The sequence below is a fragment of the Paraburkholderia sp. WS6 genome, from assembly GCF_030464835.1.
Classification (GTDB): domain Bacteria; phylum Pseudomonadota; class Gammaproteobacteria; order Burkholderiales; family Burkholderiaceae; genus Paraburkholderia; species Paraburkholderia madseniana.
Genome location: NZ_JALQCK010000002.1, coordinates 364585 through 384759, shown reverse-complemented (window position 1 = coordinate 384759; position 20175 = coordinate 364585). Strand labels below are relative to the sequence as shown.

22 protein-coding genes and 1 pseudogene are annotated in these 20175 nt (G+C 59.9%); 13 read left to right on the top strand and 10 right to left on the bottom strand.

Annotation, left to right across the window (positions count from 1 at the left end):
- From M0D64_RS04240 to M0D64_RS04225, 4 genes and pseudogenes are all read left to right on the top strand, one after another.
- A complete protein-coding gene (locus tag M0D64_RS04240) occupies window positions 1-723 on the top strand; it encodes a GntR family transcriptional regulator (RefSeq protein ID WP_266256732.1) in 723 nt (240 codons plus the stop codon).
- Window positions 724-1094: 371 nt separating this feature from the next.
- A complete protein-coding gene (locus tag M0D64_RS04235; protein ID WP_266256731.1) occupies window positions 1095-1997 on the top strand; it encodes a dihydrodipicolinate synthase family protein in 903 nt (300 codons plus the stop codon).
- A gap of 33 nt (window positions 1998-2030) precedes the next feature.
- Window positions 2031-3599 (top strand): annotated as a pseudogene (locus M0D64_RS04230) (aldehyde dehydrogenase (NADP(+))); the annotation flags it as partial.
- Between the two features lie 168 nt (window positions 3600-3767).
- A complete protein-coding gene (locus M0D64_RS04225) occupies window positions 3768-4154 on the top strand; it encodes a cupin domain-containing protein (RefSeq protein ID WP_266256776.1) in 387 nt (128 codons plus the stop codon).
- 80 nt (window positions 4155-4234) lie between these two features.
- Here the strand turns inward: M0D64_RS04225 and M0D64_RS04220 are convergent, their stop codons facing one another.
- From M0D64_RS04220 to M0D64_RS04210, 3 genes are all read right to left on the bottom strand, one after another.
- Entirely contained in the window at window positions 4235-4705 is a 471-nt protein-coding gene (locus tag M0D64_RS04220) for a DUF126 domain-containing protein (RefSeq protein ID WP_266256730.1), read from the bottom strand.
- Window positions 4706-4715: 10 nt separating this feature from the next.
- Entirely contained in the window at window positions 4716-5972 is a 1257-nt protein-coding gene (locus M0D64_RS04215) for an aconitase X catalytic domain-containing protein (protein WP_266256729.1), read from the bottom strand.
- Window positions 5973-6183: 211 nt separating this feature from the next.
- Window positions 6184-6624 (bottom strand): MarR family winged helix-turn-helix transcriptional regulator, encoded by a 441-nt coding sequence (locus M0D64_RS04210; RefSeq protein WP_266256728.1) that lies wholly within the window; start codon window positions 6622-6624, stop codon window positions 6184-6186.
- A 48-nt stretch (window positions 6625-6672) separates the two neighbouring features.
- Here M0D64_RS04210 and M0D64_RS04205 point away from each other — a divergent pair, with 48 nt between their 5' ends.
- Both M0D64_RS04205 and M0D64_RS04200 read left to right on the top strand, forming a co-directional pair.
- Window positions 6673-7038: a hypothetical protein gene (locus M0D64_RS04205; protein ID WP_266256727.1), complete on the top strand. Its 366-nt coding sequence runs from the start codon at window positions 6673-6675 to the stop codon at window positions 7036-7038.
- Between the two features lie 164 nt (window positions 7039-7202).
- Entirely contained in the window at window positions 7203-7655 is a 453-nt protein-coding gene (locus M0D64_RS04200; protein WP_266256726.1) for a GNAT family N-acetyltransferase, read from the top strand.
- 184 nt (window positions 7656-7839) lie between these two features.
- On the opposite strand, the gene M0D64_RS04195 is transcribed toward M0D64_RS04200, so the two are convergent.
- Window positions 7840-8679, bottom strand: a complete 840-nt coding sequence (locus tag M0D64_RS04195; RefSeq protein ID WP_266256725.1) for an SDR family oxidoreductase — start codon at window positions 8677-8679, stop codon at window positions 7840-7842.
- 138 nt (window positions 8680-8817) lie between these two features.
- Between M0D64_RS04195 and M0D64_RS04190 the strand changes: the two genes are divergently transcribed.
- The gene (locus M0D64_RS04190) at window positions 8818-9765 is read left to right on the top strand and encodes an AraC family transcriptional regulator (RefSeq protein WP_266256724.1); all 948 of its coding nucleotides are present in this window, start codon (window positions 8818-8820) and stop codon (window positions 9763-9765) included.
- 381 nt (window positions 9766-10146) lie between these two features.
- Here the strand turns inward: M0D64_RS04190 and M0D64_RS04185 are convergent, their stop codons facing one another.
- Window positions 10147-10431 (bottom strand): cupin domain-containing protein, encoded by a 285-nt coding sequence (locus tag M0D64_RS04185; RefSeq protein WP_266256723.1) that lies wholly within the window; start codon window positions 10429-10431, stop codon window positions 10147-10149.
- Between the two features lie 263 nt (window positions 10432-10694).
- Complete coding sequence (locus tag M0D64_RS04180; protein ID WP_266256722.1) at window positions 10695-11912, bottom strand: FAD-dependent monooxygenase; 1218 nt, start codon at window positions 11910-11912, stop codon at window positions 10695-10697.
- A gap of 173 nt (window positions 11913-12085) precedes the next feature.
- Between M0D64_RS04180 and M0D64_RS04175 the strand changes: the two genes are divergently transcribed.
- A complete protein-coding gene (locus M0D64_RS04175) occupies window positions 12086-13030 on the top strand; it encodes a LysR family transcriptional regulator (protein ID WP_266256721.1) in 945 nt (314 codons plus the stop codon).
- 54 nt (window positions 13031-13084) lie between these two features.
- Here M0D64_RS04175 and M0D64_RS04170 read toward each other — a convergent pair whose 3' ends face one another.
- Together M0D64_RS04170 and M0D64_RS04165 are read right to left on the bottom strand one after the other, a co-directional pair.
- On the bottom strand, window positions 13085-13702 hold the full coding sequence (locus tag M0D64_RS04170; protein WP_266256720.1) for a glutathione S-transferase family protein: 618 nt from the start codon (window positions 13700-13702) through the stop codon (window positions 13085-13087).
- 39 nt (window positions 13703-13741) lie between these two features.
- Window positions 13742-14509 carry an SDR family NAD(P)-dependent oxidoreductase gene (locus M0D64_RS04165; protein ID WP_154560240.1) on the bottom strand — a complete coding sequence of 256 codons (768 nt, stop codon included), beginning with the start codon at window positions 14507-14509 and terminating at the stop codon, window positions 13742-13744.
- On the opposite strand from M0D64_RS04165, the gene M0D64_RS04160 reads away from it, so the two are divergent.
- Window positions 14508-14699, top strand: a complete 192-nt coding sequence (locus M0D64_RS04160) for a hypothetical protein (RefSeq protein ID WP_266256719.1) — start codon at window positions 14508-14510, stop codon at window positions 14697-14699. The two genes, M0D64_RS04165 and M0D64_RS04160, sit on opposite strands and share 2 nt — an antisense overlap.
- A 19-nt stretch (window positions 14700-14718) precedes the next feature.
- Entirely contained in the window at window positions 14719-15651 is a 933-nt protein-coding gene (locus M0D64_RS04155) for a LysR family transcriptional regulator (protein WP_266256718.1), read from the top strand.
- A 35-nt stretch (window positions 15652-15686) separates the two neighbouring features.
- On the opposite strand, the gene M0D64_RS04150 is transcribed toward M0D64_RS04155, so the two are convergent.
- Entirely contained in the window at window positions 15687-16643 is a 957-nt protein-coding gene (locus tag M0D64_RS04150) for a LysR family transcriptional regulator (RefSeq protein WP_266238739.1), read from the bottom strand.
- Between the two features lie 131 nt (window positions 16644-16774).
- Between M0D64_RS04150 and M0D64_RS04145 the strand changes: the two genes are divergently transcribed.
- A complete protein-coding gene (locus M0D64_RS04145) occupies window positions 16775-17605 on the top strand; it encodes a class I SAM-dependent methyltransferase (protein WP_266256775.1) in 831 nt (276 codons plus the stop codon).
- A gap of 152 nt (window positions 17606-17757) precedes the next feature.
- On the top strand, window positions 17758-18282 hold the full coding sequence (locus tag M0D64_RS04140; RefSeq protein ID WP_154560242.1) for a hypothetical protein: 525 nt from the start codon (window positions 17758-17760) through the stop codon (window positions 18280-18282).
- A 22-nt stretch (window positions 18283-18304) separates the two neighbouring features.
- On the opposite strand, the gene M0D64_RS04135 is transcribed toward M0D64_RS04140, so the two are convergent.
- Window positions 18305-19078, bottom strand: coding sequence for an SDR family oxidoreductase (locus M0D64_RS04135; protein ID WP_171926501.1), 774 nt, complete (start codon window positions 19076-19078; stop codon window positions 18305-18307).
- Window positions 19079-19208: 130 nt separating this feature from the next.
- On the opposite strand from M0D64_RS04135, the gene M0D64_RS04130 reads away from it, so the two are divergent.
- Entirely contained in the window at window positions 19209-20129 is a 921-nt protein-coding gene (locus tag M0D64_RS04130) for a LysR family transcriptional regulator (RefSeq protein ID WP_266256717.1), read from the top strand.
- Window positions 20130-20175: the final 46 nt, after the last annotated feature.

Here is a 20175-nt window from a genome sequence, read left to right as displayed (position 1 = left end):
ATGCCCCCGGTAGCTGCCAAACGTCGTACCAAAGAGGCGTCCACGATAAGCGAAGTTGTCGCGGACGAAAGCACGCGCAAGATTGTCCGGCCAACTACAGTCGAACTCGTCACAACGGCGGTTCGGCAGCGAATCCTGAGCGGCGACCTGGCTCCGGGTGAGGCATTGCGGCAGGAAGCGCTCGCCGAGGAACTCGGCGTCAGCCGCGTTCCTATCCGTGAGGCCATCACCCGTTTGACGGCAGAGGGGTTGCTGACCAATGTCCCGCACAAGGGCGCATATGTCTCCGAACTGTCGATAGACGAGGTGAGGGAGACGTTCGACATCAGGCTACGTCTTGAACCGTGGATCTTTTCCGAAGCTATCCCGCGCATCAGCGAGGCCGAGATGGGCAAGGCGGAACGGCTTGTCAAGGAAATGGACAAGGCAGACTCGGGTGTGTGGGGGCAACTGAACTGGCGTTTGCACGAAACGCTTTATCTGCCTGCGCAGCGGGATATTACGCTGCAGATGTTGCGGGTGTTGCATGACCGCTGCGACCGTTATTTCCGCTTTCAGGCCGTGCAGGTGCCGATCCGCGAACAGTCGCATGACGAGCACATGGGCTTGGTCCAGGCATGCAGGAAGCGCGACGCGAAGCTTGGGGCCAAACTGCTGGAGCAGCACGTCAAGACGGCCGCGCAGCAGATCATGTCGGTTGTTGACGCGGTGGTGACGCGCTGATTCCGCTAGCCATCGTCTGTAATTCTTCATCCCGTCTACCTTAAGGCAAGCTGAGAGCGCGCATAAATTACAGAACGCGCTCTCTTCGCTTGTACGATTTATGGTTAGTTATCCATATTGAAAACGACTCACAGAACAGGCTTACGTTTTGAAGTCCATGCGTCGCAAACGCAGCGTGCCGTATAGGGTAAACCTCTAGAATTCTCGGCTTTGTTTCGTGCTTTAATTCTGCAGATTGGATCCAGGATACCATATCACTTTTCTTAAATGCTGCAGGTGTCGCAGCATTTTTTTAAGCGCCTTCTTTGGTTCCAATATACACAATTTACGCGAGGCGTCACGGACCCTCGACTTTAGAGAAGGAATGGATCATGGCTATCAATTGGCAAGGCGTCTTCCCCGCAGTTACCACCAAACTGAAATCCGACTTCACGCTCGATATCGAGGCTATCCGGGCTGGGCTTGAACGCCTGATCGTGAATGGTGTCAGCGGCGTGGTGATGATGGGCATGGTGGGCGAGAACGCACAACTCACACCGGAAGAAAAGCTGACGGTCCTGCGTACGGCGAAAGAGGTGATCAAAGGCCGCGTGCCCATCATCTCGGGCCTGGCGGAAACGAACACCGAGAACGCCGTGGCGTATGCCAAGGAAGCCGAAAAGATCGGCATCGATGGCTTGATGGTCTTCCCGGGCTTGACCTACAAGTCGGATGTTCGTGAAACGGTGGCTTTTTACAAGACCGTTGCGAAGGCATCCAGCCTTGATATCCTGCTGTACAACAATCCGCGCGGCTATGGGGTGGACCTGACGCCTGATGTCGTCGAGCAACTGCTCGCGGAGCCCACCATTGTGGCAATCAAGGAAGAATCGTACGAAACCACGCGTGTGACCGATCTGATCAGCCGGTTCGACGGTCGCCTTGCGGTGGTCTGCGGTGTGGACGATCTGATTCTTGAAAGTGCCGCACTGGGCGTAACGGCATGGGTCTCAGGGATGGCGAACGCGCTGCCCAAGGAATCGGTCAACCTTCTGAATCTTGCAGTCAAGGGTGATTTCGCGACGGCACGCAAACTGTATGCCGCCCTGACCCCGCTGTTCCACCTCGACACGGTGGTGAAGCTAGTCCAGCACATCAAGCTCGCTGAGCACATCATCACGGGTTCGGCGGAAACCGTGAAGCCGCCGCGCCTCGATCTGGTAGGCGAAGAGCGCGAGACCACCATCGCCATCACGCACAAGACGCTGGAAGACCTCAAGGCACTCGGTTATTAACGAGGTCTCCGGTCCTTTTTTGAGGATATCGACATGACCATTACTGGCGAAATGCTGATCGGCTTTTCCGCGGTGCGTGGCACCGAAGGCAGCCAGAGCGCGTTCAATCCCGCAAGCAACTCGGAGATTTCGGAGCCATCTTTCGGTATGGGCGGTGCCGCGGAGGTGGAGCGCGCAGCCTCTCTGGCGGCTCAGGCATTCGACGTTTTCCGGAACGTCACGCTAGCGGAACGTGCCGCGTTTCTGGACGCAATTGCCGACAACATCCTCGGCATCGGAGATGAACTGATCGAACGGGCACATGCGGAGACCGGCCTTCCGATTGCGCGTTTGCAGGGTGAGCGCGGCCGGACCGTCGGTCAGCTACGCCTTTTTGCGAAGGTCGTACGGGATGGGCACTTTCTCGGTTCGACGATCGATCACGCACAGCCTGAGCGGCAGCCGCTGCCTCGTGCAGACCTGCGCCTTGCGAAAGTGCCGGTCGGTCCCGTCGCGGTGTTTGGCGCGAGTAACTTTCCGCTTGCCTTCTCGGTTGCGGGAGGCGACACCGCTTCGGCACTCGCAGCGGGCGCACCGGTTATCGTGAAAGCACACGGCGCGCATCTTGGAACGTCAGAATTGGTAGGGCGCGCAATCCAGAAAGCAGTCAGGGAGCATGGATTTCCGGAGGGCGTGTTTTCGCTGCTTTTTGGCGCTGGCCGCAAAATCGGGGAAGCGTTGGTCGCGCATCCGGTCATCAAGGCAGTTGGGTTCACGGGTTCCCGTCAGGGAGGCCTCGCGCTTGTGCGAATCGCGAACGCTAGAGCCGAACCTATTCCCGTCTACGCCGAAATGAGCAGTATCAACCCGGTGTTTCTGTTCCCCGGTGCACTCGCGAGCCGCGCCGAGTCGATCGGGAAGGCCTTCGCGGATTCGTTGACGCTGGGTGCCGGGCAGTTCTGCACAAATCCTGGACTGGTTCTGGCGATTGAAGGTCCGGACCTCGATCGATTCATTAAGGCGGCAGGTGAATCATTGGCAACAAAACCGGCGCAGACGATGTTGACACCCGGAATCTTCGATGCCTTCCGCAGTGGAGCGCAGAAGGTCGATGGGGTTCAGGGCGTGACGAAGGTGGCACAGGGCGTGTCGGCGGGCGAACTTCCGAATGCCGCGCAGGCTGCCCTGTATGTGACCGATGCTCAACGCCTGCTGGCTACGCCCGAACTCGAAGCAGAGATGTTTGGTCCGGCGTCTGTGGTGATTCGTGCACGTGACTTTGATGAATTGCTGTCGGTTGCGGAACACGTGGAAGGGCAGCTTACCGTCACTCTGCAGATCGACGCTGTGGATCATGCAGACGCGCAGCGCCTGTTGCCGGTTCTTGAGCGAAAGGCCGGCCGTATCCTCGCCAACGGTTTCCCGACGGGCGTGGAAGTCTGCCACGCGATGGTTCACGGCGGTCCCTTTCCGTCCACATCGAATCCGATGTTCACGTCGGTGGGCGCGACGGCGATCGACCGATTTCTGCGACCTGTGTGTTATCAGGATCTGCCGGATGCTTTGCTGCCCGCAGCGCTAAAGGAGGCCAATCCATTGGCCGTTTGGCGTCTGGTTGACGGCGAACTGACAGGCGAAGCACGCGACAACGAAGACTCCGTGGCAGGTCCAAACGACTGTGATAGCAAGCCTCAGTTCCTGATCGTCCATCCGCACAACGAGGAGAGCTATTGGCAACCTGTGCCGGCAAATGGCTATGCCGCCGTTCACGTTGCGCCCCATCTTGTATCGATGCAACGCCCGTTTTCGGCTGGCACGCAGACCGTGCCGCCGGGTGGCTTTGTTCGCCTGCACGCGCACGCCGAGTCTGAAGAGGTGCTTCACTTCATACGTGGCAAGGGCAAGGCGGTCGTGGAAGGGCGCGATTACCCGATCGAGCCAGGTATGACAGTTTTTCTGGGTCCGCAGCAATCGCATACGTTGATAAACGACGGAACCGAAGATTTGCACTGGGCGTGGTTCTTCCTGCCATCAGGTCTCGAGACCTTTTTCAAGGCCATCGGACGGCAGCGTAGTCCCGGCGACGACGCTCCTGATGCGTTCGAGAGACCTGAAAACGTCAGCGCGATTGAAGCGAGCACAGGGTTTTCGCCGGTGACCCCGAAGCGCCTGGGGTAGGGTGCTCGCGTCGACTGTTTTCTCTTACTTCTCGGGTACAACTAGTTTCGTTTATACGACCGAGCCGCATGCCGGAATCCCTATGGCTTGCGGCTCCCATCACGTTCACTGTCGGTGACGTAAATTCTTGCGGGGCGCGACGTATCGCCGGCGTCAATCTCCAGTGTTGCGGTGAAAGACGCAATTTGCGCGAACACGTCTTCGCCAACACTCACGACGGGTACGTTCAGGGCATAGAGTTCGTTGGCGGCAATAACACCTATGGCAAGAATCAGGTCGCGTTCTGCCAGTACGATGCCGCTGGGGCCAGTGCCGTTGCGCAACGCTTCAGCCAGCACGCTGCTGCTGGAGCTGGACCCGCGCGCCCGCGGCATCACAAGTATCCGGTCTTTCAGACTTTGTCCGTAGCCCGCATGTGTCTTGTCGATGATCATCCCGTTTTCAGCGTCGTAGCCGCCCCAGAAGCTCAGCGGGGGAAGCGCGATTGTGAGGCCGCGTGCTCGCCCCGGCACGAGGACCTGGCCGTCAAGCGCGAGAGTGGGTGGGATCATGGTCGTAGCTCTAGCCGGCCAGTTCATCAATGCAAACTCTCCCTTCGAAGGCGGAACGAACACATTCGGTCATGCTCCCGAACGCGACTGTGACGCCGATGTTCGCAGGCGCATAGTGAGCCCACTTCCCTGAGTTGGTCATTACCAGTCCGTTGATCTGTTTCATCACGGGAGTGATGTAGGTACATGTGTCCACCACAATCTGAACGCCGCGCGAGGCCAGTTGCTGGGCGAGTCCTTCCTCTTCGATCTGCCAGAGAACATAACGGCTCGTATTGACATAGAAGTCGCATCGGAGCGGCCCTGTGTGTGATTCGAACAGTTTGGCGAGCCGGTGGAACTCGTCGACCGAAAAATGCGGCGTTCCCAGACTGATCGCGGCGAGTGGCCCGCTGGAGCGAGCATCGTTCCACTTACGATGGAGCGCAACAAGGTCCGCCTCGCTGACAATAATTGTCTGTTCCGGCTCGCCGCCCTGTAGCGCGGCGTCAAGCGTCGGAGCTTCCGGGGTAATTCCTACGGCGTGGAAGAGCGCCACTGAGCCGCTGGATGCGGCCGCAGCGCCAAGAGATTTCAATTCGTCTTCTGTCGTGTCCGCAGGTAATCCAGTGATCGCGGCTACCGTTGCTCCGGCTTTAAGGCCGAGGAGAAAGCCGAGAGCGGCGAAATAGGCGTCGCGCCGCGGTGAATCACTGAGGTTGGGCGCGGCGAGCACAAGATGGGCTGCCCGGTTTTCAGTGACATGCAATCCGGCATACGGGACGCGGCCAGTAATTGCCGCCGCGAGATCAAGAAAATCGCCGTAGCGACTCGTCCGGGCGCCCAAAACTGAGTTGGCGAAAACGATCGCATTCGATTCAGCCCACGCGATCTGGTCGCCCAGGCGTGGGCGGTGCTTTAGCTGGTACGGTGCGCATGTGAAGGTAGCTTCGCACCCGAGTTCGAGATGTGCCTCCATAAGGCGCTTTGCTGCGTTCGCAGTTTCCGGTTTGCCGCGATACAACTCCGGGTGTATGAGGTCGAGCGATCCGACATTAAGTGTGGTCGGAACGGCGACCCGCGTTCCGGATGCGACAAAGCGCTCGACGAAATCGAGACTCACGGATCCGTGGTACAGACATCCGTCGATATGAGCGGAGGAAATGTCGACAAGTCTTTGAGCGTTCATCACATGCGCCGTCGCGACGACTATACGCATCGCAAGCGCTGCACCATCACCCAATTTACCGTTCAGCATCGCTTTGTCACGAACCGATAGTTCAAGCACTGTCGCCTCTTTGTTGTGGTCACTCGCAACAGGAATCAGGATACCCCACGTTCGCATTGACGAGCGCGTATGGCCAGATGGGCGTTCACCGAATTTGATGCCGCGTATCGAGCTTCCGGGTTCGGACAGGAACGAACGCTCCCTGGCGGTTTCATACGACAACTCGAATGGCAGAGATGCTCAAAAAAGCGGACTGTGGCGGACAAGGATGTCAGCTTTGCTGCGACGAGCGAGTGGCCAGCTTTTTCAACAGTTGATGCAGCACATCTCGCTCGTTTTTCCCAAGAGAATCGAGTATTGCGTCATCTACCTGTTGGGCGAGTGCTGTCGCTTGCTGCAGCATCGTCGCGCCTTTTTCTGTAAGTTCGATCGCGTATCGACGCCGGTCCGTTTCATCCGCGATCCGATTGATTGCACCTAGCGCTTCCAGATCGTCGATCATTGTGACGATCGCGCTCGGCACGAGGTTCAAAGCCTGCCCGAGCGCCAGTTGCGATGTCATCGGCATGCTGCGGATGGCTGCGAGCAGGCCGCAATGCTTCGGACGAATCCCTATCGAACGCAACCGTTGGGCGAACTGCTCGGTCACTGCCTGTCCGAGCTTGCTTAACATGTATCCCGAAGTATCGGTCAGGTGGCTTGACGGTTTCATCTGTGCATATTACATTGCCCATATAATTCACAGAGAGAACTATTCTTTATGAGCACAAAATTCGCGTTCTGTGTTTGCGCAACCATAACCTGTGTCAACGCGCCGGTCAGCGCAGCGTTCTCGCTGGCAATGGTCATCGGGCAACCGGCGGTTCAAATTGCAGCAATGTACGGCGTCGCCCGTAGCGTACCTCTTGCTATTGCAGCGCTGATTGCGTTTGCCATCCGCTCTCGCTCAGGTGTCACCGTTCTGGCGCTGCTGTTGGGATCCATACAGATCTGCGATGCACTAGTCGGATGGTTTTCACATGACGTCATGAAAACGATCGGGCCGGTGACGCTTACGGTATTGACCATCTTGTCAGTGATAATTCTCGTTCGCACGATCCGGCAGAATTCCAGTGTGCCGGGGTGAGACCCGCGAATCTGCCTGGACTTAGAAAGGGATAAGGTGATCGAACTTCGCAGACTCCGTTCGGAGTGCCATCAATTGCGTAACGCTGGATCGGTGCTTTGGCTCATGAAAGAGCTACTATATTCACGACCGCACCTTCGGTCGAATACTTGCGAAATATGACAATGCATCCCGATCCTCGCCTCGCCGTTCTTGCCGACCTTGAAGCTGTCGAGGAAATCGTTCGACAGGCCTACTCGCCTTATATCTCTCGTATCGGGCGGCCGCCGGGACCGATGCTGGATGACTATGAAGTCTTGATCGGCAAGGGCACGGTCTATGTTGCAGAGCTGGAAGGCGCCATACAAGGCATTGTCGTGCTCATCCCGGAGCAGGACGCGATGCTACTGGACAACGTGGCCGTAGCACCTTCCGCCAAGGGAACAGGACTGGGCCGCAGCCTGCTGGAATTCGCTGAACGCTCGGCCAGAGCGGCCGGCTATCGCGTTATCAGGCTCTACACGCACGAGGCCATGACGGAAAATATCGCGCTTTACTCGCGCATCGGCTATGCCGAGACGCACCGGGCGGAGGAGAAAGGTTTAAAGCGGGTATTCATGGTTAAGCACCTGGCCTGATCATTGATGACGTTGGTCCCACGTGAATACTTCGGGAACCTGTGAGCGGGTGGCCCGAAGCGAACGGTCGTTGGGACCGGTGACCGCCGCGCCGCCCGACGTGCATACTCCTAAACGTCGATTTAGCCGTTTCCCCCTGGCGCTGAAGTGCCGTGACGACCCCCAGTCCCGTCGCGCTGCGATGCTACATGCCCGCCGGAAAGTCGGTCGAGAAGGCGAGTTCTTTCTGTGTTTCCAGCGCAGCAAGACGATCGCTCAATTGCTTGCGCATGACGTTATAAGCGTCGCTACCCAGCGCTAAACGCCTGGGGGCCGGCTGTTGGTCGACGCTGTCAATCATGATCGCTGCCATCTTCGCCGCATCGCCGATCGGCATGTTGGTTCCGTCCTCGATCATCCGATGCGCCATGCGCGCAGGCGACGCATCGTAGACATCGAGCTTTGACGAGAGCCTGGCGCTTTGATAGCGAAAGTTGGTTCGCGCCCCGCCCGGTTCGACCAGCGTGCAACCAATGTTGAACACGGCCACCTCCTGCGCGAGTGCGTCAATGAATCCCTCGATACCCCATTTGCTCGCGTGGTACAGCGATCCGCCCGGAAACACCGCCTGTCCACCCATCGTGGACAACTGGATAATCCGTCCGCCGCCTTGGCTTCGCAAATGCGGAAGCGCGGCGCGGACAGTTTGAATGGAGCCAAGCAGATTCGTGTCGATCTGATGTGCGATCTGCTCATCGGTCATTTCTTCGGCCGCGCCGAACAGCCCATAGCCTGCGTTGCTCACGACGACATCGACATGCTCAAGTTCGCCGAACGCCAGGTCGACGACCCGGCGAATGGCGGGCGTGTCTGTCAAATCGAGCTTTGCGAGCCAGAGCGCATCGCCATGACGAGCCTTGAGATCGGCCATCGACTCCAGATCACGTACCGTACCGGCGATGCGGTCTCCTCGAGCAAGGAGTTGCTCTGTCATGTGGCGGCCGAAACCACTATTAACTCCAGTAATAAACCAGGTGCGCTTCATGATGTTGAGATCCTCTCCGATCTGATCGGGTTACGGTTCTATCCGGCAGCGAGCCAGGCAGTGAACGCAGCTTAAGACGGCGTGCTCAGATTTTGAATGCTTGAAAGTCAGTATTTCTTGCGTCAGAATCTGGCGATCATGCTCGATCCCTTCTCCGACTTTCTGAGCCTCATGAGTGCGCGGTCCATCATTTCGGGTGGACTTGTTGCCGGCGGCGCCTGGGCAATCAATTTTCCGCGCGCGGACACTGTCAAGTTCTGGGGTGTGGTGCGGGGAGGCTGCTGGCTGCTGTTTGAAGACGACAAGGCGCCCATTCGCATCGAATGCGGTGACGTATTTTTGCTCTGCGCGCCGCGCGCACATGTCCTCGGCAGCGACCTGGAAGCGAAGCGCGTCGATCTCGCAGACGTCCTCGAAGGGCGCGTCGGCGCGGTGGTTCATCATGGAGAGGGCGACGAATTTTTCATGATTGGCGGCAAGGTCGAATTGAGCGCCGCCTCCAGCCAGTTTCTGCTAGATGCGTTACCGCCCCTCATTCACGTGCGCGCGACATCTCAGCAGGCGCAGCCCCTTGGCTGGCTGCTCAATCAACTCGTTCAGGAGCGCAATGAGGCGCTTCCCGGAGCGCACATTGCATCGAATCAGCTCGCGCATCTGATGTTTATCCAGATACTGCGGGCCCACTTCGCGACAGGCGAATTCCAGCCTGCCGGGTGGCTGCGCGCCCTGAGCGACAGGCGTCTCGTGCCGGTACTCCAGCTTATGCATGGGGACCCGGGTCGCGCCTGGCAACTTCGAGAACTCGCACAAGCAGCGGCGATGTCACGTGCGACGTTTGCTGCTTACTTCAAGACGGTCGCCGGAATGTCACCTCTTTCGTATCTGACGAAATGGCGGATGCACCTTGCGCAGCGCGCTCTTCTGGAGAGCCGGACGCACGTCAATGTGCTTGCGCGCTCACTTGGCTACTCTTCCGAGAGCGCATTCAGTAATGCCTTCAGGCGGATCGTCGGACGCTCGCCGAAGGACTTCCGGCTACAAGCGGTGAAGGAAGTTGCGATTGAGCGTGAGGTCGAAAACCAGTGATCTGCGATAGAGTATTTCATTGCGTACATAGCTCCTTAGACAAGGACAAAAAACCGGCATCCCCGTTTTGCTGATCTACTGTATGGAATCAACCAGGAAAAAGGACGAATGATGCTCAAGTTCCTCAAGCGCCTGTTCAGCAACAACAAGCGGAATCGGTTGGGGCCGTCGCAGACTCCCTACTTACCGATGGTGGATTTTTCGACGCCGCCCAACACGCACGTGTCCGATCATTGCCGCACAGACTCGTCGGCCCACGGTGGCCAACACTCGTCATCACACTCGTTCGACTGTCCGTCCGATGGTGGGGGGCACGGCGGCTAGGTCAGGGAGAAATGGTTTAAAGCGGGTATTCGTCTGTGCCTCTTGTCAAGCGCTGCCTCAGCGAATCTCCACCTCGATAAATACCACGTCGTGGTCGGTCGCGTTGACGACGTTGTGTTCCACTCCCTTCAACCCAGCGTAACTGTGCCCGGCGCGCAGTTGCAATTCCCGGCTGCCTTGTGCTGTCTCGAGGAGAAGTTGACCGTCCGTTTGCGGTACCACGACATAGTCATGTCCATGAACATGCCAGCCGGTCTCAGCACCGGGTGCAAATCGCCACTCGGTGACGATCACGCGTTCATTCAATACCTGCTGCGTTGGAACTGCCTGCGGACGATCCATGAGAGTTTTCTCAGTGAAGTGGGATACGAGGTTCGTCGGATAGCCGTCACGCCGCATCGATAGGCGCGCTATCGCCTGATAATGGCGACTCCACCGTGCGCCAACATGCTTCCGGGCTCAATACATCTCTTAACCATTCTGAAGCTGAAGCCTTTCGTTTGACATGTACAGTGCCTTTGCGCCTACCAACACAGTTGCATTCGCCTATGCGATACAAGACGGGCGGCTCCTCCGAGTGCTATCAACCGTAAAGCAGGACTTACTCAAAGCCAGGTACCACCCTGCCGTTCACTCGGCTCTTCCGTCAGCGCATCGAAATCGTGAATCCAGTCCAGGTGATTCAGCACGCTGTCGCGCGCGCCGAGGCGGGCGTTGCGGGCCTGCGCCACCGGCCCGTCGGGCAAATGCAGCACGTCCGCAGTGGTGATCGACGCGTACTGCACCTTGCGCGTGCGGCCCCGGCGCAGGCGCTCGTAGGCTTCCTGCGCCGCGCGCCAATTGCCTGGACCCGCCGCGGCCAATTGAGCGGCCAGCACCACGGCATCTTCAATCGACTGATTGGCGCCCTGGCCGTGATGCGGCACAAGCGCATGCGCGGCATCGCCGATCAGCGTCACGCGGCCTTTGCTCCAGCGGCCGAGCGGGGGACGGTGGAACAATCCCCAGCGCTGACTGACCGGCACAGCCGTAATCATCTGCACGACGGCCGGATGCCAGTCCTTGAACAGACGGAGTTGTTCGCCCTCGCTGGCGGGCATGACCCAGTCGCGTAACGGCCACGGCGATGGTTGCCGCTCGACCAGCAGGAAATTCTGGTCGCCTTTGTCGCCGATGGGATAGTGCAGCAGATGGCCGCCGGGTCCGACCCAGAACTGGATGGTCTCGGGATCGGGCAGCAGATCCATGCGTTCGGCCGGCACCACGCCGCGAAAGCCCGAGCAGCCCGAATACAGGGCGTCGTCATAGCCGAGCATCCAGCGCCGCGTGATCGAGCGCGCCCCGTCGGCGCCGATTACGAGGTCGGCGTCGATGCGCTGACCGTTATCGAACGCCAGACTCACGCGATCCGGGTGCTGCACGAGATCGACCAGCCGATGGCTGAGCTTGATGCGCTCAAGGCCGACGGCTCTGGACAGTACCGCCTGCAGATCGGCACGATGAATGCCCCAGTACGAGCCGCCGAACAGCTCGCGAGAACTGGGCGTGCCGCGATGGTGACCGATGACCTCGCCGCTGCGTCCGTCGCGATAGACGAGGCCCGGCACCTCCGCGCACACCTTCTCGAAGTCCGCGCGCAGTCCCATGCGCTCGTAGAAGCGCGTCGCGTTAGCCGAGAGCGCGACGGCCGCGCCCACTTCGCGCAGCTCTTCGGTTTGCTCGTAGAGTTGCGCATCGATTCCGTGCTCGCGCAGCGCGAGCGCAAGCGTAAGGCCGCCGACGCCGGCGCCGACGATCGCAATCTTTAGATCCGTCTGCTTCATGACTGTGTCTCCGATATCCAGATTTATGGGTGTGGGCCGCCATCGCATTTCCGGGCGCCATGGCGAATGCGCGTGCCGTGTCAGTATTTTCAGCACTAGACCTTCATTCCTCAATAAGATGAAATGAATCTGCTTCATCACTGGATTGAATGAGACCCGGATATGCGTGAGTTATGGAACTGAGCGAAATCGACCTCAATCTGCTGCTGCTCTTCCAGCGGCTGATGCAGGAACGGCGCGTGGCGACCGTCGCCGAGCAGATGAACATGAGCCAGCCCGGCGTCAGCAACGCGCTCGCCAAGCTGCGTCGCCGGCTTGGCGATCCCTTGTTCGTGCGCGGGCCGGGCGGCGTGGTGCCCACGCCATTCGCGCTGCGTCTGGCGGAACCGGTCTCGCAGGCGCTCGCCACGCTGCACGCCGCACTCAATCCGGTGACGGGTTTCGATCCGCTGCGCGCGATGCGCACCATGACGATCGGCATGACCGATATCGGCGAAGTTGTTTTTCTGCCCGCGCTGCTCGAACGACTGTCGCGCGTCGCGCCGGGCGTCGCACTCAATACCGTGCGCGATACAAGCGTCAATCTCAGCAACGAGATGGCCGACGGCCGCGTCGATCTGGCCATTGGCTTGCTGCCGCAGCTCAAGGGTGGTTTCTATCAGCGCCGCCTGTTTGATCAGCGCTATGTCTGCCTGTTCAGGCGCGGGCATCCGCTCGAGGACGCGCCGCTCACGCTCGCTGCGTGGCGCGAGGCTGAGCATCTTGTAGTCGTGGCGGCCGGCACTGGCCACGGGCAGGTGGACGAATGGCTGAAACGGCGCGGCGTACAGCGTCAGGTGCGACTGACGGTGCCGCACTTCATGAGCGTGGGCTACATCCTGCAACGCACCGATCTGATCGCCACGGTGCCGGAGCGGCTTGCCCTTCAACTGGCAACCCCTTTCTCGCTCAGCCTGCGCGCGCTGCCCATGACGCTGCCCGCCGCACCGATCCATCTGCTTTGGCACACGCGAGTCCAGCAGGACGAAGGCAATCGCTGGCTGCGCGGGGTCGTGATCGATCTGTTTGCGGACACGGCAACGCCTGTCCGCAAAGCACGGGAGCAGCAAAAGAAATAGCACGCGCGGCCGAAGCCGCGCGCGCTGTCCCTATCCCTATCCCTATCCCTATCCCTATCCCCTGAAAGGTAGCGTACTGGAGAACGCGTCTATTTCCATCGCGCGCTCGGCCAATCGGGCAAGCTTGGGGAAAGCAGCCGGATGAACGACGTCAGGCATAAACGCCAATGATGCGGATTGCCAGGTAATCACGACCATCACATCGGCTTGAGACAGCGCATCGCCCACCAGCCAGCCATTACCGGCTCTCGATTCGAGCATTTGAAATCCCGCCAACGCCTGCTCGCGCAGCGATGCGACGATCGTGGCGATCTGATGCTCGGGGGGGCGGATCGACTCGTCATACATATCGCTGAGCTTTCCGTAGATCGCGGATGCGATACCGATGAACTGCAAAGCGTCGCGCCGATTCACGCCGGAGGGCGCGAGCAAGGCGCGCTCTGCTCCGACTTCTTCGTGCAGATATTCGATGATGCCTGTGCTGTCGTAGAGAATCGTGCCGTCGTCGAGCGCAAGCGCCGGCACCTTCACCATTGGGCTGTACGGACGGATAAGATCCTGCTGCTCATAGGCGTGATAGGGCAGATGCTCGAACGGCATGCCGAGCAGCTTTAGCGTGATGCCGACCCGGCGGGTATAGCCGGAAAACCATGGACCGATAAGTTTCATCATTGACTCTTCGAAATTGACTGTGTTGAGGTTCGCGATCGTTTAGAACGCTTCTTTGAAGGGGCGCAGATCGAGTTCGTGCGTCCACGCGGAACGGTGCTGGCGGTGAAGCGACCAGAATGCATCGGCGATGGCGTCGATATCGAGCAGTCCGTCGAGGCCCTTCCGTTCGACATGCTCGGCGAAGCGCGTATGCACCCGTTCTCCGTCGATGCCACCGTCGATCACGACATGGGCAACGTGCAAGCCGAGCGGGCCGAATTCGCGCGCCATGCTTTGAGCAAGCATGCGCAAGCCGGCCTTGCTCGACGCGAAGTGGGCGAAGTTTGGCAAGCCTCGAAGCGCGCCCGTCGCCCCGCTGAAAAGAATCGACCCTCGGCCGAGGGGCACAAAGCGCCGTGCGGCCTCGCGACCCACGAGAAACCCGCCAAAACAGTTGAGCCGCCAGAACGATTCGAAGACGTCCGCTTCCATCGTTCGCAGATCCAGAGGCTGGTTGTTACCTGCGTTGTAGGCAATGAGGTCGGCACTGCCGCCACGCTCGTCTGCCTGCATCGCGATGTCGAACAACCGGATCACATCCGCTTCGTTCGTCACGTCCATGACGACCGTGCTCGCGGAGCCGCCCGCCTCGACAATGCTCTCGCGTACCCGTTCGATCTTCGCTTCGGTGCGCCCCGCGATGATGACGTGACGCCCCTCTGCGGCGAATCGGCGAGACAGGCCCGCGCCGAGACCTTGCTCCGGCCCGACTCCGATAACCACCGCTTTCGGGCGGTCCGAGACATGCGTTTCTTTGGTGATAGACATGGATATTTCCCTGTTCAAGATGAACTTCAGCGTAGCTGCGAAAGCAGGGCGAAGACCGCTTGGGCCGTTCGATGCGCCGTTGAAGTTCGTGTGGCGATGGGTGAACGATACCGAGAACGTGCAGGCGGATAAATCGCTGCTACGATTCCACATTGTTTCTTCAGTGAAACAATCAGGCAGGCCGGGATAGGACAGCGAGGAGTCAGACCGTGGACAAGTTTCACGCCATGCAGGCGTTCATTCGAGTGGTCGAAAGCGGCACCTTCACCAAGGCTGCGCAGGTGCTCGACTTACCGAAGACGGCCGTCAGCCGTCTGATCGCGTCACTCGAAGCCGAACTGGGCACAAAGCTGCTCAACCGTACGACGCGCAAGGTCTCGACGACAGCGGACGGCGCCGCGTACTACGAGCGCGCGCTACAGTTGATGAGCGATCTCGCGGAGCTTGAAGGCACGATGTCGCGCGCGAAGACCAACCCACGAGGACGCTTGCGCGTCGATCTGCCGGTGCCATTAGCTCTGTCGGTGATACTTCCCGCGTTACCGGCGTTCGTCGAGCGTTATCCGGACATCGAGATCGAGTTCGGGATCAGCGATCGTCCGGTCGACCTCATAGCGGAAAACGTCGATTGCGTCGTGCGCGCGGGGGAAATCTTCGATCAGTCACTCGTCGCGCGACAGATCGGCGCCGTTAAACAAATCCTGTGTGCGACACCAGCGTACTGGGACAGGCACGGACGGCCTTCGCATCCTTCGGACCTTGAGCATGGCCACGTCGTCATCCGAACCATCGCCTCGCGAACCAATCGACCGTTTCCGATCGTGGTCACGAAAGATCGTGAACGCGTGGAAGTGCAGAACCGGCGCGGACTGACCGCCAACGACATCATGGCGTGTCTGACCATTGGCCTGGCGGGTCTCGGCGTCGTCCATGCGTTGACGTTTTCTGCCACAACACACCTGCAAAGCGGCGCACTCGAAGCGGTCCTGAGCGACTGGGTATCGGATCCCGTTCCCGTTTTTGTTGCCTATCAACCCAATCGGCACCTGAGCGCGAAAGCTCGCGTGTTCATCGATTGGCTTACCGAACTGTTTGCGAACAACGAATCGACGGCCAAGGGCAAGCGCGTCGCGAAGACGTAACGGATGTCACGCGTTGAAGGGATGTGTCACCGTAGCTATGTCGACGATGGAAGACCAGGAGCTGACGTCACGTTGCCTTGGCCCGCCGGGCGGCTCTTCACATGATCAATGAATGCGCGCAACTTCGGCGTCATCTGCCGGCGGCCTGGATAGTAGAGAAACACGCCCGGTATCACCGGCGCGAACGGCTCCAGCACGTGCACCAGTTTTCCCGTCCTCAACCCTTCAGCGGCCATCGGCTCAGGCAACTGGGCAAGGCCCATACCTTCGACCGCCGCACCAAGCATGGTGGAAAAATCGTTGGCGATGAGCGGGCCGGATACGGCGATCTCGATCGCGTGGCCGTTGTCGTTGAATGACCATAGCGCGAGCGCACCGCTGGATCGTCGCCACCGCAAGCATGCGTGCTGGCGCAGATCGTCCGTGTGCATGGGCCGGGTGCGCCCTGCGAAGTAAGCAGGGCTGCCCACGACGATGAGACGAAACGGCGGCGTCAACGGTACCGCGACCATGTCGGCGTCGACGAACTGACCGAGCCGGATTCCGGCGTCGAACCCTTCCGCTGCAAGATCGATCAGCTCCTTGCTGGTGGCGATCTCCACTTCGACCTCGGGATAAGCCTGGCAGAAGGATGCAATGAGTGGTTCCAGCAGGATCGGCACCACCGCGCGCGGCACCGAAAGACGCAACAACCCGGTGGGCCGTTGACCCAGTCCGCGCGCAACCTCGCTAGCGGCGACAAGCTCGTCGAAGGCGGGCTTTGCGTGCGAAAGAAACCGTTCGCCAGCTTCGGTGAGGCCGACGCTACGCGTGGTGCGTATGAAGAGCGCTGCGCCAATGCGCGCTTCAAGTACACGCACTGTCTGGCTGACGGCGGACGGTGTCACTCCGAGTTCCGCGGCTGCCCGGCGAAAACTGCGATGCTGGGCAACGCTCAGGAACACCTCCACGCCATCGAGCGCGCCTTGCCTGACTGTGAAGTTCTGCTTCATAGCCCGTCAACATTGTGATGAATAGTCGCTCGCGAGAGGCCATGGTACACCTACACCTGCAGACGAGGGGTCATGCCGATGTCGACTCGCAAGCCCTGAGCAATCCGCTAAGACCGTGGAGGAACTCCGCAATGACTGATGCACTTGATGGCGTGCGAGATCACTATCGCGCGACCGGCCTGACCGAGCGGCTGAAGATGGCGCTCACGGTCTTTGGGTCGGAAGATCAGCGGCTCACACCGCAGCAACTGGGCACCCTCGACCAGTTTCACACACGTGGGCTTGCCGCCACCACCGAGCTTGCCAAATTGGCCGGGATCACCGCCGATATGTCGGTGCTGGACGTCGGTTCGGGCATTGGCGGGCCGGCCCGTTTTCTGGCGGCAACCTATGGCTGCCGGGTGACGGGCATCGACCTCAGCGAACCGTTCGTGGATGCCGCACGCTATCTCACCCGGCGCACAGGGCAGAGCGAACAGGTTTCGTTCCATACCGCCAGCGCGCTGGAACTTCCTTTCGAAGGCAGCCGTTTCGACGCCGTATTGCTGCAGCGCGTGGCGATGAACATCTCCGAGCGCGCACGTCTTTACCGCGAGATCGAACGCGTGCTGAAGCCATGCGGCAGGTTTGCGACGTTCGACGTGGTCGCAAACGGCAGCGAACCGTACTACCCCGTTCCCTGGGCGCGAACGCCGACAGCAAGCTTTCTCCTGACGGCCGATGCGACGCGCGAAGCGATCGAACAAGCAGGTTTCCGCACACTGGCATGGCAAGACGACACCGAGACCGCAAAGGCCTGGTTTACCCAGCAGCGCGCGTCAGGGCCGCTGCCCTCGCCAAATCTCGGCGTGGTGATGGGGCCGGACTTCGCAGAGCTTTTCACCAACCTGGCGCGAAATCTCCTGGAAGGCCGACTCGGCATTCTCACCGCGGTGTTCGAGGCCGCATCCACGAAGCCCTGAATTCACCTGGAGAACCGCTGATGGCCGCCACCCCTTGGTGCCAGGCTCGATCCTGCTGCACGCGCTCTCGCTGCGCCAGTTGATCCGACGACGCGCCGGCTGATCTCCTTCCTATCCTTCAACGCGCCCGACAACACCTGACTGGAGGCAACATGTCACCGGAACTTATCTTCCAAACGCAGCTTGTTCTGGGCTATGTCGCCTGGCTGCTTTGCTTTCGCGTATACATCTGGCCCAGGCTCAAGTCGATGGATCCATTCGAAGCGCAACGCGCCATCGCCACCTTGCACAGCTTCCGTTTCTTCGGGCTGGTCTTCATGCTGCCGGGCGTAGTCAGTCCCGACCTGCCTGCCAGCTTCGCCGCGTTCGCCGCATACGGCGACTTCGCAACGGGCGTTCTGGCGATGCTGGCGCTACTCGCAGCAGGAAGACGCCCGCTCTTCTGGTTGTTTGTCGTGGCCTTCAATCTTGTGGGAACCACCGACCTCATCGTCGACTACGTCCACGCTATCCAGGCCGATCTTCCTGCGCGTGCAGGAGAGTTTTTTCGCACTACGTACGCGATTCCGATCATCTACGTGCCTGTGCTGATGATTACGCACGTTGCCGCCTTCTATCTGCTGCTGCGCTCTCGGCCTAAGGCGGCTCTGAGCTATTGGTCTTTCCGTAAGTCATGAATTTGGCCCCTTACTTGGTCGCTTATTTGGTCGTATAGCCACCGTTGATCAGAATGGTCTGCCCCGTAATCCACCACCCGTCGCTGACCAGATGGCGGATGAAGGGCACCACATCCCCTGGATCGGTCAAGCCAGTCGTGGAGAACGGTGAAAGTGCGGCGGCGGTCTTGTGGTAAGCCACCGCGTCCGCGCCTTCGGCGGGATAGAAGAACGGCGTGTCCATGGGGCCGGGTCCGATGGCTGTCACCGAGATGCCACGCGCGCCGAATTCCTTGGCCGCCGCGCGCGTGAAATGCTCGACCGGCGCCTTGGTGCCCGCATAGGCAGCGTAAAACGGTGTGAACGCGCCAAGCAGCGACGTGACGAGCGTAACGATCTTGCCGTTGTCATTGACGTGCTTGCCCGCTTCCTTGAGGAAGAAGAACGCAGACTTTGAATTTACCGCCGTCATTTCATCGTACTCAGCCTCGGTGATGTCCACGAACGGCTTCTTCAACACCTTGCCCACGGTATTGATCGCAATATCGGGGCGGCCGACGGCGGCGACGACATCCGAGAACAGCTTCTCGATCGCGCCGGCCGAGGTCAGATCAGCCTGGAAAGCGACCGCCTTGGCGCCTGCCGCCTCGATCGCGGCAAGTGTCTCGTCTGCTGCGGCCTTCGAACTCGCGCTGTTGTAGTGGATCGCCACTGCCTTGGCGCCCTGTGCGGCGAGATCCCGCGCAATCAGTCCACCGAGATTTTTCGCCCCGCCGGCAATGACGACGGTTTTGCCTTTGATGCTGTGGTTTGCCATGGTCCATCCCCAGTACCGAAGCCGCCCGATGCAGCCTCTCACTCTGCTGGATGATATATTCCAGGAAAATCATTTAAACCTACTGTTTCTGACATCACTGGTCAGAAAAGTCGAACAGTGGAAAAGGACCGTGGATCGTATTGACCTGTTTCGCGTGTTCGCGCGCGTTGTCGAATGCGCGAATTTCACGCGTGCGGCGGACACGCTCGGCCTGCCTCGCTCGTCGGTATCCGCGGCGATCCAGGAGCTGGAAGGGCGGATCGGCGCCCGGCTGCTGCATCGGACCACGCGTAAGGTGTCGCCGACTCAGGACGGCGCCGCGCTCTATGAGCGCTGCCTGCGCCTGATCGCCGATGTCGAGGAAACCGAGAACCTGTTCCGGCAGACATCGGTAGGACCGAGCGGCGTGCTGCGCGTCGACGTGCCGGGCCGTATCGGCCGGCTGATCATCGCACCCGCGCTGCCGGAATTCCTCGTCGCGTTTCCGAAAATCGATATCGAGCTGGGCCTGACCGATCGCGCGATCGACCTTGTCGAAGAGCGCGTCGATTGCGCGCTTCGCGTGGGCAAGCTGCACGATTCCGGCACGATCGCGCGACCCATCGGCAATCTGCCGTTGATCAATGTTGCGAGCCCACGCTATTTGTCCCAGCGCGGCACGCCTCGCACGCCCGGCGATCTGGTAACCCACCAGGCCGTCCACTATGCGTCGCCATCGAGCGGCCGTATCGCGCCCTGGGAGTGGCTCGATGGCGAAACCGTGAGGGCGTTGACAACGCAAGGCCGCGTGAGCGTCAACAGCGCCGAGGCGTATATCGCGTGCTGCCTTGCGGGACTCGGCTTGATCCAGATTCCTGCGTACGATGTGCAGCAGCATCTGCGCGCCGGCGAACTCATCGAGGTGATGCCCGAATACCGGGCTGCGCCGATGCCGATGACCTTGCTCTATCCGCACCGGCAGCATTTATCGCGCAGGGTTCAGGTGTTCGCCGACTGGCTCGAGGCGCTGCTGAAAGGGCAACTCGTTGGCGATTCAGGCGGAAGAAAATGAAGCAGCCCGGCGATAGCGGGCTGCGGCGCAAGACATTCATCGTCGC

What these genes read in the sequence shown, in the direction of transcription:
- M0D64_RS04235 (WP_266256731.1), top strand. Translation starts at nt 1,095, where the DNA reads ATGGCTATCAATTGGCAAGGCGTCTTCCCCGCAGTTACCACCAAACTG.
- M0D64_RS04145 (WP_266256775.1), top strand. Translation starts at nt 16,775, where the DNA reads ATGACTGATGCACTTGATGGCGTGCGAGATCACTATCGCGCGACCGGC.
- M0D64_RS04140 (WP_154560242.1), top strand. Translation starts at nt 17,758, where the DNA reads ATGTCACCGGAACTTATCTTCCAAACGCAGCTTGTTCTGGGCTATGTC.
- M0D64_RS04180 (WP_266256722.1), bottom strand. Translation starts at nt 11,912, where the DNA reads ATGAAGCAGACGGATCTAAAGATTGCGATCGTCGGCGCCGGCGTCGGC.
- M0D64_RS04205 (WP_266256727.1), top strand. Translation starts at nt 6,673, where the DNA reads ATGAGCACAAAATTCGCGTTCTGTGTTTGCGCAACCATAACCTGTGTC.
- M0D64_RS04175 (WP_266256721.1), top strand. Translation starts at nt 12,086, where the DNA reads ATGGAACTGAGCGAAATCGACCTCAATCTGCTGCTGCTCTTCCAGCGG.
- M0D64_RS04220 (WP_266256730.1), bottom strand. Translation starts at nt 4,705, where the DNA reads ATGATCCCACCCACTCTCGCGCTTGACGGCCAGGTCCTCGTGCCGGGG.
- M0D64_RS04225 (WP_266256776.1), top strand. Translation starts at nt 3,768, where the DNA reads ATGCAACGCCCGTTTTCGGCTGGCACGCAGACCGTGCCGCCGGGTGGC.
- M0D64_RS04185 (WP_266256723.1), bottom strand. Translation starts at nt 10,431, where the DNA reads ATGGATCGTCCGCAGGCAGTTCCAACGCAGCAGGTATTGAATGAACGC.
- M0D64_RS04190 (WP_266256724.1), top strand. Translation starts at nt 8,818, where the DNA reads ATGCTCGATCCCTTCTCCGACTTTCTGAGCCTCATGAGTGCGCGGTCC.
- M0D64_RS04240 (WP_266256732.1), top strand. Translation starts at nt 1, where the DNA reads ATGCCCCCGGTAGCTGCCAAACGTCGTACCAAAGAGGCGTCCACGATA.
- M0D64_RS04135 (WP_171926501.1), bottom strand. Translation starts at nt 19,078, where the DNA reads ATGGCAAACCACAGCATCAAAGGCAAAACCGTCGTCATTGCCGGCGGG.
- M0D64_RS04195 (WP_266256725.1), bottom strand. Translation starts at nt 8,679, where the DNA reads ATGAAGCGCACCTGGTTTATTACTGGAGTTAATAGTGGTTTCGGCCGC.
- M0D64_RS04150 (WP_266238739.1), bottom strand. Translation starts at nt 16,643, where the DNA reads ATGAAGCAGAACTTCACAGTCAGGCAAGGCGCGCTCGATGGCGTGGAG.
- M0D64_RS04160 (WP_266256719.1), top strand. Translation starts at nt 14,508, where the DNA reads ATGGATATTTCCCTGTTCAAGATGAACTTCAGCGTAGCTGCGAAAGCA.
- M0D64_RS04200 (WP_266256726.1), top strand. Translation starts at nt 7,203, where the DNA reads ATGCATCCCGATCCTCGCCTCGCCGTTCTTGCCGACCTTGAAGCTGTC.
- M0D64_RS04165 (WP_154560240.1), bottom strand. Translation starts at nt 14,509, where the DNA reads ATGTCTATCACCAAAGAAACGCATGTCTCGGACCGCCCGAAAGCGGTG.
- M0D64_RS04170 (WP_266256720.1), bottom strand. Translation starts at nt 13,702, where the DNA reads ATGATGAAACTTATCGGTCCATGGTTTTCCGGCTATACCCGCCGGGTC.
- M0D64_RS04210 (WP_266256728.1), bottom strand. Translation starts at nt 6,624, where the DNA reads ATGAAACCGTCAAGCCACCTGACCGATACTTCGGGATACATGTTAAGC.